This is a genomic window from Gluconobacter sp. P5H9_a (genome assembly GCF_018812085.1).
Taxonomy (GTDB): Bacteria; Pseudomonadota; Alphaproteobacteria; order Acetobacterales; family Acetobacteraceae; genus Gluconobacter.
The window spans coordinates 1-15858 of record NZ_JACRVW010000006.1 but is presented as its reverse complement, the minus strand read 5'-3'; the positions used below and the strand labels follow the sequence as shown (position 1 = coordinate 15858).

The window sequence follows — 15858 nt, the reverse complement described above, 5'->3', positions numbered from 1 at the left end:
AAAAAAGACTTCAGCCTTCGACAAGAGCGGCAGCACGCCCCAGATCAACCGACAATACCCGGCTTACACCACGTTCCTGCATTGTGACACCATAGAGCCTGTCCATATGCGCCATGGTGAGCTGATGATGGGTCACGACAAGGAAGCGCGTGCCCGCTTCCTTGGTCATATCTGCCAGAAGGGAACAGAAGCGTTCCACATTGGCATCATCCAGGGGGGCATCGACTTCATCGAGCACGCAGATCGGTGCGGGGTTGCAGCGGAACGTCGCAAAAATGAGAGAAAGTGCCGTCAGGGCCTGCTCGCCGCCGGACAGCAGGGAAAGGGTGGAAAGCTTTTTCCCCGGCGGCTGGGCAAAGATTTCCAGACCGGCTTCCAGTGGATCATCACTCCCGACCATACCCAGATGCGCGCGACCGCCTCCGAACATCCGTGAGAACAGTGACTGGAAATGCCGGTCTACTTCCGTGAAGACGGCCAGAAGTCTCTCGCGTCCTTCACGATTGATGGTCCCAATGCCGCCACGCAGGCGGTTGATGGCGGCCGTCAGTTCTTCATGCTCGCGGGCGATGGTCTCGGCGGTCTGCTTGGCGTCCTGATACTCTGTCTCGGCCCGCAGATTGACGGCCCCCAGATCATCCCGTTCCCGGGTGAGACGGGAGAGACGACGGCGCGTGGACGTTTCAGCTTGCTCTGACAGATCAGACGGATAAACGCCGCCTTCTGGCGGGTCGCTTTCCGTCAACAGACGCTCACGCGCTGCCACGGCCTGTTCAGCGCGTTCCGTGTGGCGGGCAATGGCCTCGCGTGCGGAGGACAGAGCCAGATCAGCCTCCCGACGACGCTCCTGCGCAGCCTGCCCGGCCTGATCGGTGGCTTCGTCTTTGGCGCGGGCTTCATCATAAGCTGTCTGGGTTTTCTCAAGATCCAGATCCTGCTGCTTCAGTGCGGCTTCGAGACGAACTGGACTATGGGCTGCTTTATTCCAAGCGTATTCCAGCGTATTCCGGCGTTCTTCCAGTTCCGCATGGGATTGAACGGCCAGAGAAATCTGTCCCGCAAGGTCGGATAGCCGTCCTCTGAGCGCCGCGATACTCCCGTTTAAGCGCATATCTTCCAGCGCGAGGTGAGACAGAGTCTCCCGGACCGTCTGAAGTGTCTTCCGGGTTTCTTCCAGTTCCGCCGTGCCTTCTAGTACGTTTTGTTCCAGAAGCGCGGGGTCTGGACGTTCTGCAATGGCGGCGGCCTGCGCCTGATGGTCTTTCGTGAGCTTTTCGACGAGCGCCTTAAGTTCCGCTGCACGTGGAGCAAGCGCCGTGCGCCGGGCGAGGGCTGCCGTGGCGGACTGATCCAAAGTTTGCAGTTCGGCCGAAAGGCGATCTGCCTTCTGGCGGAGGTCGCTCGTGGTCTTGCTCGCGGTTTCAAGCTTCTGCCGGGCGTCCTGATGCTGCTGACGAGCTACGGCTTCACGGCGCTCCAGATCCGGAAGGTCCGGCCGGTCTGTCGTGGTTCTTGCGGTTTCAAGCTCAGTCTGAAGAGCGTCGATGTCCCGCTCCAGCCGCGTCAGAGCGTCTTCCAGTTCCTGAAGACGTGTCTGCGCTGTCTCATGACGCAGAACGGCCTGATCCAACGTGCGATCAGCCTGTTCAGTTTCTGTCCGGGCTGTCTGGAGATCCCGCGTCAGTGCCGTGAGAGCTGTTCGAGCCTCCTCCACGACCTGAGCCGCCTGTTCAGCCGTGTGCGTCAGATCTGCCGGAGAAGGATGGGCGTCATAATTGGCTGCCGCTTTGTCAGCGTCCGAGCGTGTACTTTTTGCAGCGGCCTCTGCATCCGACAGCCGACGTTCCGCTTCTTCCCATCGACCTTTTGCCAGCGCAGCCTGCTGTTCGCGTGACGAGAGCTGCGTGCGGGCCTTGCTCAGTTCAGGCTCCAGCCCCGAACGTTCCGACCGAAGACGTTGCAAGGTCTGTTCCGTTTCGACGCGAGTGCGCTGGGCTTCTTGGAAAGCGCTCTGTACGGCCGGAAGTCCTTTTTCCTGCTCAGTGAGAAGGGCGCGGGCCTGTGTCAGACGTTGTCTCTGCTCCAGACGGGCAGCTCCGGCATCAGGCGCGTCTCCAGAGCGAATGAAACCGTCCCATCTCCACAGAGCACCATTCCGGCAGACAAGCGCCTGACCGGGCTTGAGATGCGTTTGAAGAGTGGCTCCTCTCCTGGGATCGTCCAACAGAAAAATGGCGTCTAGGCAGCGTTTAATAGCGTCAGGCGCCGCAACCAGAGACGAGAGGGGCGGGCAGGAATCAATCTGTGGGCTGGCTAGTGCTGTGAGAGCAAGCCACCGACGGTCGGCTGCGACGGTCATGGGCGCGAGCGAGGCATCGAGCCCGTCCGCCAATGCCGCAGCGACGGCCCGTGCCAGATCCGCCGGAATATCAAGTCTGTTTTCCAACGGGTCCGGCTGCGCGGCGACGGCGGCGAGTGTCTGTTCCAGCCCCTCACATTCCGAACGAAGGCGCAGGATCGTGCTTTCTGTGCGGGTCAAAGCCTCACGGGTAGCGCTCTCCGCTTCGGACGCGGACGAAAGGGCCTTTTCGGCCTCGGAAAGAGCACCTTGAAGGGCATCCAGTCTCGTTTCCAGACCTGTGACGGCTGCTCGAAGGCCTGCTACGTCAGTGTCCGGTACGAGAGCTTTCGCGGCGGTATCCCGCTCCCGCAGAGCCATTTCTGCGCGTTGCGCTGCCTGACTGGCGACCTGCTGGGCGTTGTCTTTCGCACGCAGAAGACCCTTATGGCGCTGAACGCCTTCCTCAGCCTTCGCGCGTGCTTCCAGCCATGCGCTATTGGCCTCATCCAGAGCCTGTCGCGCTACGCGTTCCCGAGCGGAAATATCTTCCAATGCCTGCAGGGTCTTTTCCCTCTGAGCATGAAGCTCGGCGCGCTTTGCATCCGTCAGAAGAGCGGTTGCTGTCTGGGCATGGGCGCTCCGGTCCTGAGACAGGCGGTCTGTCGCCGCCTGAAGGCGACGCTTCAGATCCGCCTCGGTCTTTTCCAAAACAGTCAGGCGTTGCCGTCCGTCTTCGAGGGTACGGCCCTGCAATTCCATTGCCAGACGCGCATCCTGAAGCGTGGCGAGAGTAGCAGCTTCGATCTGTCGGGCGTCTTCAGCCTCATTGATGGCGACATCGACCTGTTGGCGCAGGCTTTCCAGGGCATCATCGTCCGGCCGATCTTTCTCCAGCGCAGTCAGTTCTGCTTCAAGTGCCTGAAGAGCGCCTGTTTCGGCATCAAGTCGCGTTGTCAGAGCATCCAGAGCGCTTTTCAGCCCATCGCGACGGATCGCTTCTGCGTCTCGCAGACGGACTGCGTCTTCCAGAGACGCTGCCTGCGTTCGCTCAAGTGCTGCGAGCCGGTTCTGCTCTTCGGTGGCTTGAGCGCGCTGTTCAGGAAGCTGGGCGTGTTCCTTTTCCTGCGCTTCCAAATCTGCAAGAGCGGCCGCCTGGGCGGCTCGATCCTGCGAGAGCCGTTCAGTGCTTCGGGTAAAATCTGCTTCGGCCTGCTGGAAGCGTGCCAGTGCGTCGGCCTCTGCTTCCCGCGCACGTGTGACGTCCACTCGTGCCGTTTCGGACTGAACTTTCAGACGTTCCAGAGCGCTGCGAAGACGGTCTGTTTCTTCTCTGGCCTGTGGGGTGGCCTTGCGGGCTTCGAACTCCGCAATGGTGGCGTGTTCGGCTTCCTGCTCGGCTTTGCGGAGGGCCTCTCGGGCTTTGGCCAGATCATCTTTGTTGCGCTGTACGGCAAGATTGGCGCGGGCGTGCAGGAGGGCATGAAGCTGAACCTCGGCTTCACGCAACTTCTCGGAGAGCTCACGATATTTCCGGGCCTGAACGGTCTGCTCTTCGAGACTGCCGAGCCGCTCTTCAATCTGAAGGCGCAGATCTTCCGCACGGGAGAGGTTTGTCTCGGTCTGACGAAGTTTCAGTTCCGCGTCATGGCGGCGAGCATGAAGGCCCGTGATGCCAGCAGCTTCTTCCAGCAGGAGGCGGCGCTCTTCCGGCTTGGCCGCGATAAGCTGGCCGACACGGTTCTGGCTGACGATGGCGGAACTACGTGCACCGGACGCCAGATCGGCAAAAAGCGTCTGCACGTCACGCGCGCGCATGACACGGCCATTGATGCGGTATTCGCTACCGGAGCCACGCTCTGCACGACGGGTGATTTCGAGGTCTTCAGCATCCTGAAACGGAGCAGGGGCAAGACCCTTGGCGCCGGTCAGATGAAGCGTGACCTGAGCAATGTTCCGGGCGGAACGTGCGCCTGTTCCGGCAAAGATCAGATCGTCCAGCTCGCCACCCCGAAGGGCGCGGGCAGAGGTTTCCCCCATAGCCCAGCGCAGGCCTTCGACGACATTGGATTTGCCGCAGCCGTTCGGGCCAATAATGCCCGTCAGGCCCGGAAGAATGTCAACGCGCACCTCATCGGCGAAGCTTTTGAAGCCGCCGATCGTCAGGCGGCTGATCGTCGTGGTGTGCGTTGACATCGGTGTTTATGAAACGCCCTGAAAGAGATCAGGAGGCCTTGGAGACCAGATCGGCAAACTTCTCGTAGGTTTCCGGATCCTGATCGTAATGCGTGTTGTTAAAGCGGAAATACGGCGTACCCTGAATGCTGTAAGTGTCCGCATCCTTCTGCACCTGATTGAACATGGCCTGCATGAACGCCGTGTCTTCGCTGATGCTCTTGAACTGGGCAGCGGAGACACCAGCAAGAGCTGACATCTGTTGAAGACGTTGCATGGGGTCGCCACCCGAAGCGAAGGCCCACTGCATCTGGCTGGAGAGCAGCGCACCAATGAAAGGTACGTAACGGTCTTCCGGCAGTGAACGAGCTACCATGGCGGCAGTCAGACCAACGCGGTCACCACAGAAATCATGGAACTGATAGCGGATTTTGCCCGTATCAATGAGCTGTTCCTTGATCTTCGGGAACTCTTCTGTTCCGAAATGGGCGCAATGCGTGCAGGTCAGGGAAAACCATTCCTGTACCAGCACCTTGGCATTCGGATTGCCGATGATGCGCGGTCCCATGCGCGGGTCATTGGCGGGAAGGGCTGGCGGCGCATCTGCCGCACGGGCTGCCGTACCAGCCACGGCAAGAGCCGGGGCTGCGGAGAGAATGAAGCGGCGGGAAATCATGGGGCGGGTCATTCAGGAAGCCTTTGCAACTGCCTTGGCGAACGCATCATAGCTGGAAACGACATCCGGTGCCGGAGCGTCATTGATGCGGAAATAAGGGGTACCCTGGATCTGAAGGAAAGCACCATCGCGGTCCTGCCGGTTCACGATAGCCTCGCGCAGGGCATTATCGGCATTGATCTTGTCGAACTCAGCCGATGAGACGCCTGCCATGGCGGCGCGCTTTTTCAGTTCCTGTATGGGATCGATGTTTTGAGCGAATGCCCACTGATCCTGTGTGCGCAGAAGATCGTCCACAAAAGGGGCGTAGCGATCAGCAGGAAGAGACCGGGCTAGCATTGAGGCCAGAAGTGCGACCTGATCCAAGGGGAAGTCATGATAGCGATACCGGATTTTTCCGGTATCGATCAGGTTAGTCTTGATCTGTGGAAAGATGGTCTGTGCGAAGTGAGCGCAGTGAGAACAGGTGAGCGAAAACCACTCATCGACCTGAACCTTGGCATCTGGCGACCCCAGAACGCGCGGACCCATCCGGGGATCAGTCGAGGGAAGTCCATTTTCTTCCGCATGGGCGGAAGAAAATGACGCAACTGCCGCAAGGGCAGGCCCAGCAACGAGAAATGCACGACGGCCAAGGGTCATGGACAAGGCTCCACTACGGACAAGATGTCCTACTCACAACGCTGATCTGGCTCAGACGTCAAGACCCGCGTTCGTCATCCTGCTGTCCTGTATCAGGCAGGGGCTTCTTTTCCCAGCCTTCCGGCACCCGCATCCGCAAAGCTCGAATATGGCGCGCATCCGCATCCAGAACGCGGAATTCCAGCCCGCTCTCATGGGTCAGAACCTCGTCTTTTGCCGGAACATGCTCTGCCAGACGGAAGACAAGCCCACCAACCGTCTCAATCTCGGCTTCGCGCTCAGCATCGGTGAGAACGGCCCCCAAGCGTTCCTCAAGCTGGCGGACGGGCAGACGGGCATCAATATCGAAAGAGCCATCCGCGCGTTCTACCCACGGGGTCGTTACAGGGTCGTCGTGTTCGTCCGAGATATCACCCACAATCGTCTCGATCAGATCTTCGATCGTGACGAGGCCATCGATGCTGCCGTATTCATCAATGACAAGGGCCATGTGCATCCGGCGCTGGCGCATCTGCAGAAGCAGATCAAGCACCGGAATGGTCGGGGCAATCATCAGGGGCTGACGAAGAAGCGGGCGGATGTCGAACGCCTCAGGGTCATCAACATACGCCACCAGATCCTTCACATGGATCATGCCAGCGATATCGTCGAGCTGGCCGCGATAGACTGGCATGCGGGAATGGTTTTCCCGACGCATGTGATCCAGGGCATCGTTGAAAGAGATGCTCTCTGACATGGCAATGATATCTGCGCGCGGGATCATCACGTCATCTGCCGTGATGTCCCGCAAGCGCAGGACATTCATGATGAGGGCACGTTCCTGTCTGTCCAGTTCCGGCTCGTCTCCCGTTTCCTCGAAAGGCTGGGCGGCTTCGTGGACAAGTGTCGCGATCGACTCACGCAGACCCTGATCGCGGTTGCGTCGGCCGAATAGTCCGAACAATCCGCGAGAGTTCTTTTTACCGTCGTCTGAACGGTCCGTAGTGTCTTCGCTCATGCCCGTCTTCCTGCCTGTCGCCATGGATCGCCAAAACCGAGCTGGCGCATCGTGCGGGTTTCAACCCCTTCCATGTCCCGGGCCTCACCGGGGAGATAATGATCGTATCCTGCAAGATGCAGGGCTCCATGAACAACGAGATGGGACAGATGGGCGCGCATGCTGCGGTGGGCCGCATCCGCTTCCTTCCGAACTGTCTCGTAACCCAGAATGATGTCTCCGCCGTGCAAGGGAGAGACCGGTTCGAACGTCAGGACATTCGTGGGTTTGTTCTTGTTACGGAAGCGGGCATTGAGCCGCTTTACGATCCGATCTGTCGAGAGAAGAATCGACGGAGCAGGAGACCGGCTGAAATCCGGGCCACCCTGACGGGCGACGGCGGTGAGCGCACGACGGATTGTGCGCTCGGTATCAGAGACCGAGGAGCGCCATCTGGCGTCCTCGATGATGATGTCAGTACCGGCGTGACGACTTGGAGGTTCCATTGTTATCCCGGCGCGGCCGATCCCGGAAATTATCCAGGGGGGCAGGCGCTTTCTGTTCATAGGCATCGACGATACGGGCGACCAGCGGATGGCGCACCACATCGACGGATGTAAAGCGAGTGATGCCGATTCCCTTGATACCTTCCAAGGTCTCGACGGCTTCCCTTAGCCCAGATGATACCCCGTTGGGCAGATCAATCTGACTCAGGTCGCCTGTAACAGCCATGCGTGTGCCTTCACCCATGCGGGTCAGGAACATCTTCATCTGGGCTGGGGTCGTGTTCTGGGCTTCATCCAGAATGACGAAAGAATGGGCAAGCGTTCTGCCGCGCATGAAAGCCAGCGGTGCAACTTCGATCTCGCCGGTGCCCATTCTGCGCACGACCTGATCCCCAGGCATCATGTCATTCAGGGCATCGTAAAGCGGGCGCAGATAAGGGTCGATCTTTTCTCGCATATCGCCGGGCAGGAAGCCCAGACGCTCGCCTGCTTCAACAGCCGGGCGGGAAAGAATGATCCGGTCCACCTGTCCGGCAAGAAGCATGGCAACGCCCTGAGCAACAGCCAGATAGGTTTTGCCGGTTCCGGCAGGGCCGATTCCAAAAACCAGATCAGTGCGGGCCAGCATTTCCATGTAAGCGGCCTGCCCATGAGAGCGGGGAGCAATAACACCGCGTTTGGTGCGAATGGCCGGAAGATCGGTCAGAGGAGCAGACGTCGGAGAGGTCTGGAAATTTTGAGGGGCAGGTTTGTGCTGACCTGCTTCGCGACGAGGCTGTTGCTGCCTGGAGGGTGGGGCCGGGGGAACAGCAGCGCGTTGGCGTTCGTGATGCCGTGTAGGCAGCGCAGTCATCCGGACCACACCATCAACCTGAGAACTGTCGATGGTGCCGCCCTGTTCGAGCTGATTGTACAGCGCAACGATAGCCGCCTGAGCGCGGCCTACGGCATCCGTTTCGCCTGAAATGGCGATTTTGTTGCCGCGGCATGAAAGCCTGACATTGAACCCCTCCTCAAGTTGGACGAGGTGCCTGTCATGATCTCCCAGAAGTCTCTGAAGGAGAATATTGTCATTGAAGCGCAATGCGACGGTGCGATTGCCTTCGGTGCCACCAGGGGCGGCGACGGAGCGCGTCGGGGGTGTTGTCAGCAAGCGGAGGCTGTCTCCCGGATGAGGGTTCCACCAAGTGAGTTGGTCATGCGAGTGGTGATGGCCACCTTGGCGATGGTGCCAATCAAATGGTCCGGCCCTTCGAAATGAACGGGCTGGAGATACGGAGACCGGCCGGAGAGCTGTCCTGGCTTGCGGCCTTTCCCCGTAATGAGAATATCCTGAACCGTGCCGACCATGTCTGCATTGAACGCATCCTGCTGTTCACGCAGAAGGGCCTGAAGCTCTGCCAGACGACGGGTCTTCACGTCTTCGGCCACCTGAAAAGGCTGGCCAGCGGCTGGGGTGCCGGGACGGGGGGAATATGTGAAGCTGTAGGCCATGGCGAAGCCGATATCGCGGACAAGCTGCATTGTCGCTTCAAAGTCTTCTTCTGTCTCACCGGGATGCCCCACGATGAAATCAGAAGACAGTGCCAGATCTGGACGAGCTTCCCTCAGGCGACGGACGCTCTCGCGATATTCATCCGCCGTGTGGCCACGGTTCATGGCTTTCAGGATGCGATCCGAACCACTTTGAACCGGCAGATGGAGGAAAGGCATCAAGGCACGGTTATCACGGTGCGCGTCAATGAGGCTCTGATCCACATCGCGCGGGTGTGAGGTCATATACCGGATGCGGTCCAGCCCATCCAGTTGACCCAGTTCGGCAGCCAGCTCTGCCAGAGTAGCGCTCCCGCCTTGGCCGTTATCACCATGATAGGCATTGACGTTTTGGCCCAGCAGGGTGATTTCGCGCACGCCCGCAGCAACCATACGTCGGGCTTCTGCCATGACCGATGCGACAGGGCGGCTGGTTTCAGCGCCCCGCGTGTAGGGAACGACACAGAAAGAGCAGAATTTGTCGCAGCCTTCCTGAATGGTCAGAAAGGCAGTCAGATTTCCCGAGGACTGCGGTGCGGCTTCGGCAGGCAGGAAGTCAAACTTCTGTTCCGCTGGGAAGTCCGTTTCAATGACAGCACCACCGGCGCGTGCCGCACGGGCGACCATTTCCGGAAGGCGATGGTACGTCTGTGGCCCAAGCACCAGATCGACATACGGCGCACGGCGAAGGATTTCTTCCCCTTCGGCCTGCGCCACGCATCCGGCGACAGCAATGATGCTGCGATCCTGACCATTCTCAATCCGCTCATCACGGATTTTGCGCAGTCGTCCGAGCTCGGAGAAAACCTTTTCCGTAGCCCGTTCACGGATGTGACAGGTGTTGAGAATCACCATGTCAGCAGCCTCAGGCGTGTCGACAGGGCCATATCCCAGAGGGCGCAGGACATCGGCCATGCGCGCGCTATCATAGACGTTCATCTGACAGCCCCATGTAATGACATGCAGGCCATGACGGGCACGTTCGGCAGGGGCGGGCGCGGAGGCGGAAGTCTCGGTGGTCAAGGTTTCAATCCGGGGCTGGCAATATCAGGCACACACATCAGGGCTGGAGGCTGCGGGGTCAAGCCCGCCCCGACAGAGGAAAGGTCAAACATGAGACTGAACCGACATGTCAGACTGGCCTGAAGCGGCATCACCATCTCCGGATGGACGCTGAATTGCTCCCATCGATGGAACTGAAAGTGACGCGGGGCCAGCCTGCAAGTCAAGACAAACCTTGGTTTGATCCAAAGATAATGAGGTTTAGTTCTGGTCGTCAGGAACAAGTCCCTGCCGGAGCTTTGCCGCGCCCTCGCTGACGGCCTTGAAGGTGGCGTTCGCCAGCTCTTTCCGTGAGCGAAAATTTTCCGGGTCCAGCGGGGGATGCAGCAGAATTGTCGCGCGCATAGAGCGCCACTGGCAGAAGGACCACAGATGAGGTGTCAGATCCATGTCTCCGTACCAGGAAAAGACGGATCGACGGCTACGGCCAACAGGTAACCCTTCCAAGCGATCATAAACAATGGACACTGGCTGAACGAGGGTTGAAGGGGGTTTCGGCGTGCCAACCTGATCCAGCCGTCCCGGCTTCGCGACAGCAAAGAACGAGGAAAGAAAAGGCAGAACGCGGGAGCCGTCAGTAGATGTCCCTTCAGGGAACAGGACGATGTCGTCCCCGTCCCATAGGCGTTCGGTCATTTCCTGTAGTTCTTTGCCCGTATTCTGACGGTTGCGACTGACGAAAATTGTCCTCCCCAGCCGGGAGATGGTTCCGATCAACGGCCAGGATCCCACTTCACCCTTTGCGACAAAGACCGTGTGAAGTGCGCCACCGACAACAGGAATATCCAGCCACGAGCAATGGTTCGCGACATAGATGATGGGGCGCTCGCCCTGTTGCACACCCTTGGCGTTAAGGATTTTTCCGGCTCTCGTTCCCACGATGCGGACCTGCAAGCCAAGAATGCGGCAGATCATGCGCCAGAATATCCGGGGCACCCGAACCTTGCCGGAGCCTGGAAGACGGATGAGTACAAACTGGATGACAGAAACCCAGAATGCCCAGATCAGCACGGCCGCAAGCCTCGTCACGCAAGCGGTGCGACTGAAAGCAGAGAACTGGGTCGTTGCCTGTTCGTCCGGAAAATTGACACTTTCGTCAATGATCGGTCGGTTATGGCGACGGCGGCCGAGTGGTGGCTGAGCATCAGGATGGGGCATGGGTGCTGAGTGATAAGGATTTCAGGCGCTGGAGACAATCTCGTTTGTCTTACGAACATTGTATACCTGCCTCGAAAGGTCTTTCTGTCATGGACTTGACAGTGCGTCGTGGGGTACTGCCACAAGGGTATGCGGCCACATCCGATCGGTTCGCTTTTCGTGGTTCGGCCTCTTCGGGGTCGATCATTTCTCAAAACGGATTATCAGGACCTCCGGTGAAGTCACGCGGTCGCTCATCTGCTGTTTCCCTTTCTCTTGCCATTGGGGCAATGGCAGTCTGCTGCCATGCGCCCAGGGCCAAGGCTGATACGGCGCCTGTCGCCGGCGAAACTGCTGAACAGGCTGTTCCCTACAAGGTCACGATACAGCCAACGAAAAATGCTGACCTTGATGCCGCTGTAAATGCGTCCTCCCAGCTGCAATCGCTTCAGAATACGCATGCCGTCGGGCCCTATGCCCTCGCTGGCCGTATCAGGTCAGATTATGACCGTGTGGACACGGCACTGCAGTCTCAGGGGTATTATGCCGGGACGGTTACAATTCTTATCAAGGCAGGAGCACGAGAGCTAGACGGACGTGATCCGGCCGTACCGGACGTGCTGAACACTCTTCCCAAAGACGCCAAAGTCACCATCACGATTTCCGTCAGCAAGGGGAACCAGTTCCGCCTTGGAAAAATTATCCTGACGACACCGCCACCGAAAGCAGAACCTCAACCAGACGTTTCTGGCGCTCCGAAAACAGCGCCGTCCCCCAAAGGAAGTGCGGCCCCGGTCTCGAGTAAAGCTCAGACTGCCGACAAAATGGGAGCGGTTGATACCTCCGGGCAGGCTGCGGGGCAGGGAGTGCCGGTTGAGCTTACGTCTGACGAACAGAAGGCCTTTAAGCTTAAGGCGGGTCAACCTGCGATTGCTTCGGACGTTCTGGCTGCGCAAGGCAACCTGCTGACTCAGTTGCAGGAAGAGGGTTACGCCGTCGCGGATGTTTCTACGCCGCTGGCCTATCTCCAGCCGCATGATGAAACCCTTGATATCGTTTTCCGTGTGGGGAAAGGGCCGAAGGTTGTCATTGGTCCGATCGGGATGGATGACCTCAAGCGTGTGCATCAGTCTTTTCTGCGGCGGCGTCTGACGATCCGGGAAGGGCAGCTTTACCAGCCCTCCAAGATTGAATCTGCCCGTCAGGATCTGGCAGCAGTCGGCGTGTTCTCTTCTGTTCAGGTGCATAATGCGCCGCCCATCATCACACTTCCCGCAAGCCAGACGCTCATGCCTGGCGTTCTTCAGGCCATGCCGGTCAATTTCAGCTTCAAGGAAGCAAAAAGACGCACTGTTGCGGTGCAGGCCGGGTACTCGACGGATCTCGGTGGGCGTGCCGGTGCAACCTGGACGCACCATAATCTGCTGGGCAATGCAGAGCAGCTAAAGCTCACAGCTCTTATTACGGGTCTTGGAGGGTCAGCGCAGCAGGGGCTGGGGTATGACGTTTACGCTGATTTCAGCAAACCGGACTTCCTGCATAAGAACCAAAACCTGAGTCTGCGTGTCGAAGCTATTCGTCAGCTTCTGTACTCCTATCATCAGACCGCCTTCCTCATTCGTGGTGGCATCGGACGTCGTCTCGGCAAGTTCTGGTATGTCTCCGGCGGCCTGATGGGTATGCAGGAACAAATCCAGCAGTTCGGAGATACGCGAAGTTACTTCATCGTATCGGCGCCTCTCAGTGCGGCCTATGATAGCACCCAGTTGGAAAATCCGATTGATCCGGCCACACATGGTGTTCGGGCCTCTCTATCTGCCACACCTTCAGTGTCGCTGGAGAACGGAACATCGTTTTTCACACTACTGTCCGCGCAGGTCTCTACCTATTTCGATCTGGCTAAGATCGGCCTGACGAAGCCTGGCAAGAGCGTTATAGCGGTTCGCGGCACAGTCGGGTCCGTGCAGGGCGCTTCGACGTATCAGATCCCGCCAGATCAACGGCTTTATGCCGGTGGACCGGCGACAGTGCGTGGTTTCCGATATCAGGGTGTAGGCCCGCAATATGGTCGCACCAAGTACGCCATCGGCGGCACGTCTCTGGATGCCGGGACAGTTGAGTTCAGGCAGAGACTGCCCATGAACCTCGGTTTGGCAGGATTCGTGGACGCCGGACAGGTCGGGACAGGTTCCCGCCCCGGACAGGGAACACTTCGCGTGGGTTATGGCGGAGGGGTGCGCTATTTCACCCCTATTGGGCCAATTCGTGTCGATGTCGCGCTGCCGATGAACAGACCGGCCTACGGCGACAAATGGGAACTGTATATTGGTCTTGGAGAGACGTTCTGATGCGCGCCCGCAGGATTATTCTCTGGATCGTCTCTCTCGTCATTGGCGTTCCGCTCGGGCTGGTTGTCCTGGCGCTCGTTGTCGTCCTTATCGGGATCAATATCGGTCCGGGCCAGCGCCTGATTGAACAGAAGGTCAGTCCACTCACGGGTGGAATGGTGCAGATCTCCGGTCTGTCCGGTGCGCTTCCGCAGCATCTGAAGCTTGCGCGGCTTGCAGTGAAGGACAGCAAGGGCGTCTGGCTCGAACTGGATAATTTTGAACTTCGCTGGTCGCCCCTGTCCCTTGTGGGCATGGATGCACACGTCAAGGTTCTGAGCGCTGAGCGCCTCGCTCTTCTGCGCAAACCAATTTCTGACACAACGGCAGAGACGACTGAAACCCAAGCCAGTTCCAGCCCATCAAAGCTGAATATTCAGGTTGATCTGGATGTCCTGAAAGTCAGTCGGATCGAAATTGGTCCTGATTTCACGGGCAAGGCAACGCTGTTCAGCCTGAATGGTCACGCTCATATTGCGTCTATCGCGCCATTCCTGAATGGCGTGACGATGCAGACACTGCCCAAGATGGACATTGCCCTGCAACTGGCCCGTCTGGATGCGGCCGGGGGACTTACGCTTTCAGCCCAGACGCCGAAAGATCGTTTGGCTCTCGCCGTTACCTTCAAGGAAGGTGTCAACGGCTTTGCAACCACACTCGGACAGCTTCCGCAGCTTGATCCTGTGGACATGCATCTGAACCTTGCAGGCCCCCGCACGGCAGCGGTCCTTGATTTCGGCCTGAGTGCTGGACCGATTACGGCATCTTCTACAGGGCAGATCAATCTCTACACGAACGTCGCGAACCTGCACGTCAAGGCCAATGCCCCTGCGATGACATTGAAGCCGGGCATTGGCTGGAACGCGATAGCTCTGAACACGGATCTACATGGTCCGATCAAGGCACCTGCCGGACAGGGGCTGCTGGATATTGATGCACTGACGGCTGGTGGCGCATCCATCGGCCATCTGCACGCGACGTTCGATGGCACGGAAGCCGCAAAGCCAGAAGATACCGTTGCACATCTGCAAGCTGCTCTGGATGGCCTGCGGATTCCCGGAAGCCAGCCAACGCTTCTGGCTTCGGCGCCTCTGACGCTGGATGTGACGGCTCACCCTTTGGCAGCGACACTTCCGGTTGTCGCTAGGATTGATCATCCTTTGATGCACGTCGCAGCCAATGTTGATGTCAAGCCAGCGGCCAAGGGTCATGTGACACTGGCGCTGCCAGATCTGCATCCTCTGGCCGCGATCGGAAGTACGGATCTGAGTGGTAGCGCGGCCCTCGCGGCTGATTTTGCCATGCCAGTGACCGATCATGATGATCTGACACTTGAGAGCTCAGGTACGATCTCTGTTACGGGTGGCCAGCCACAGGCTCTCCATCTGATTGGCAAGGATGGTCATCTGGCGCTTCAGCTCAGCAAGTCACCCGCCAATGTTCTGACGGTGAAGAGTTTTGGTCTGGACGGTCAGGCGCTTCATTTACTGGTGTCTGCCGTTGTCGATCTGGCGCATGGCAACACGATGCAAACCAAAGCAACGGTTGCTCTTCCTGATCTGCGGCAGGCCAGCCCAGCACTTCTGGGCAACATGACCCTGACGGCAACGGCCGATGGTCCTACCGATGATCTGGCTGTCAAAGCAGGGCTTGAGGGTGAGTTCGGCACCAAGGATGTCGCCAAGGGCCCAGTCGCACTGGATGCAGATTTCCAGCATTTGCCCGGCCGGCCGCAAGGTACCCTGACTGCACATGGAACACTGGATCATGCCCCGCTGGCGCTGGATACGGCTGTTCAGAAAACGGATGACGGTGCTTTCCATCTCGATTTGAACAAATTGAGCTGGAACAGCCTGACGGGGCAGGGGAAACTCCGCCTCCCGAATGGCGCGAAAGTGCCGCTGGGTGATCTGGACGTCAGCATCAAAAATCTTTCGGATTTCCAGCGACTGATCGGGCAGGCCATCAAAGGTCACCTGGCGCTGGCCATCCATACGACTGAACCGCAGGGCGCGCCACCGCAGGTCAGGCTGGGGCTGGACGGTGCACTCACCATGGCTCAGGCCAGCGTGCAGGCTCTCAATCTAAAAGGAACGATTTCCAACCCGATTGACGATCCCGCTCCAGATCTGACGCTGGATCTAACGGGTGTCCGCTCTCAGGGCATCACCGGCAAGGCTCATGCCACAGTCAAAGGTCCTCAGTCCGCCATGGCGGTGACTTTGAATGGCGCTTTTCAGAACGTCATGGGTTCTCCGGCCAACGTGGATGCGGCGGTTCTGCTCAACTTGCCCAAAAAGACGGKGCGCGTGGACCGTCTGACGGCCATGGCCAAGGAAGAGTATATCCGGCTGGGTGGCCCTGCGAATGTCTCTTTCGGAGATATCATGGGGGTCGATCATCTGCGGGCGACACTGGCTCCGCAG

The 15858-nt window shown here is 58.7% G+C and carries 9 protein-coding genes and 1 pseudogene; 2 read left to right on the top strand and 8 right to left on the bottom strand.

Annotated features, from left to right (window positions below):
* Positions 1-10: 10 nt before the first annotated feature.
* The 8 genes from KP708_RS07895 to KP708_RS07860 all read right to left on the bottom strand — a co-directional run bounded on the left by KP708_RS07895 (position 11) and on the right by KP708_RS07860 (position 11066).
* A complete protein-coding gene (locus tag KP708_RS07895; RefSeq protein ID WP_215748798.1) occupies positions 11-4534 on the bottom strand; it encodes an AAA family ATPase in 4524 nt (1507 codons plus the stop codon).
* Positions 4535-4562: 28 nt separating this feature from the next.
* Positions 4563-5201, bottom strand: coding sequence for a thioredoxin domain-containing protein (locus tag KP708_RS07890; RefSeq protein WP_052750010.1), 639 nt, complete (start codon positions 5199-5201; stop codon positions 4563-4565).
* On the bottom strand, positions 5202-5831 hold the full coding sequence (locus KP708_RS07885) for a thioredoxin domain-containing protein (protein WP_215748797.1): 630 nt from the start codon (positions 5829-5831) through the stop codon (positions 5202-5204).
* A 58-nt stretch (positions 5832-5889) separates the two neighbouring features.
* Positions 5890-6828 carry a hemolysin family protein gene (locus KP708_RS07880; protein ID WP_215748796.1) on the bottom strand — a complete coding sequence of 313 codons (939 nt, stop codon included), beginning with the start codon at positions 6826-6828 and terminating at the stop codon, positions 5890-5892.
* Positions 6825-7313 (bottom strand): rRNA maturation RNase YbeY, encoded by a 489-nt coding sequence (ybeY, locus tag KP708_RS07875; RefSeq protein WP_202206657.1) that lies wholly within the window; start codon positions 7311-7313, stop codon positions 6825-6827. Before ybeY ends, KP708_RS07880 begins: the two co-directional genes overlap by 4 nt.
* On the bottom strand, positions 7282-8466 hold the full coding sequence (locus KP708_RS07870) for a PhoH family protein (protein WP_215748795.1): 1185 nt from the start codon (positions 8464-8466) through the stop codon (positions 7282-7284). The genes ybeY and KP708_RS07870 overlap by 32 nt, the downstream gene beginning before the upstream one ends.
* Positions 8460-9869: a tRNA (N6-isopentenyl adenosine(37)-C2)-methylthiotransferase MiaB gene (miaB, locus tag KP708_RS07865; protein ID WP_083956298.1), complete on the bottom strand. Its 1410-nt coding sequence runs from the start codon at positions 9867-9869 to the stop codon at positions 8460-8462. Before miaB ends, KP708_RS07870 begins: the two co-directional genes overlap by 7 nt.
* Before the next feature lie 240 nt (positions 9870-10109).
* Positions 10110-11066: a 1-acyl-sn-glycerol-3-phosphate acyltransferase gene (locus tag KP708_RS07860; protein WP_215748794.1), complete on the bottom strand. Its 957-nt coding sequence runs from the start codon at positions 11064-11066 to the stop codon at positions 10110-10112.
* 215 nt (positions 11067-11281) lie between these two features.
* Between KP708_RS07860 and KP708_RS07855 the strand changes: the two genes are divergently transcribed.
* Both KP708_RS07855 and KP708_RS07850 read left to right on the top strand, forming a co-directional pair.
* Positions 11282-13393: a BamA/TamA family outer membrane protein gene (locus KP708_RS07855; protein ID WP_215748793.1), complete on the top strand. Its 2112-nt coding sequence runs from the start codon at positions 11282-11284 to the stop codon at positions 13391-13393.
* Positions 13393-15858 (top strand): annotated as a pseudogene (locus tag KP708_RS07850) (hypothetical protein); the annotation flags it as partial. The gene KP708_RS07855 and the pseudogene KP708_RS07850, both read left to right, overlap by 1 nt.

Bases quoted from the DNA above. Each gene is read 5' to 3' on its own strand.
- KP708_RS07895 (WP_215748798.1), bottom strand. From the start codon at position 4,534: ATGTCAACGCACACCACGACGATCAGCCGCCTGACGATCGGCGGCTTC.
- KP708_RS07890 (WP_052750010.1), bottom strand. From the start codon at position 5,201: ATGACCCGCCCCATGATTTCCCGCCGCTTCATTCTCTCCGCAGCCCCG.
- KP708_RS07885 (WP_215748797.1), bottom strand. From the start codon at position 5,831: ATGACCCTTGGCCGTCGTGCATTTCTCGTTGCTGGGCCTGCCCTTGCG.
- KP708_RS07880 (WP_215748796.1), bottom strand. From the start codon at position 6,828: ATGAGCGAAGACACTACGGACCGTTCAGACGACGGTAAAAAGAACTCT.
- ybeY (WP_202206657.1), bottom strand. From the start codon at position 7,313: ATGGAACCTCCAAGTCGTCACGCCGGTACTGACATCATCATCGAGGAC.
- KP708_RS07860 (WP_215748794.1), bottom strand. From the start codon at position 11,066: ATGCCCCATCCTGATGCTCAGCCACCACTCGGCCGCCGTCGCCATAAC.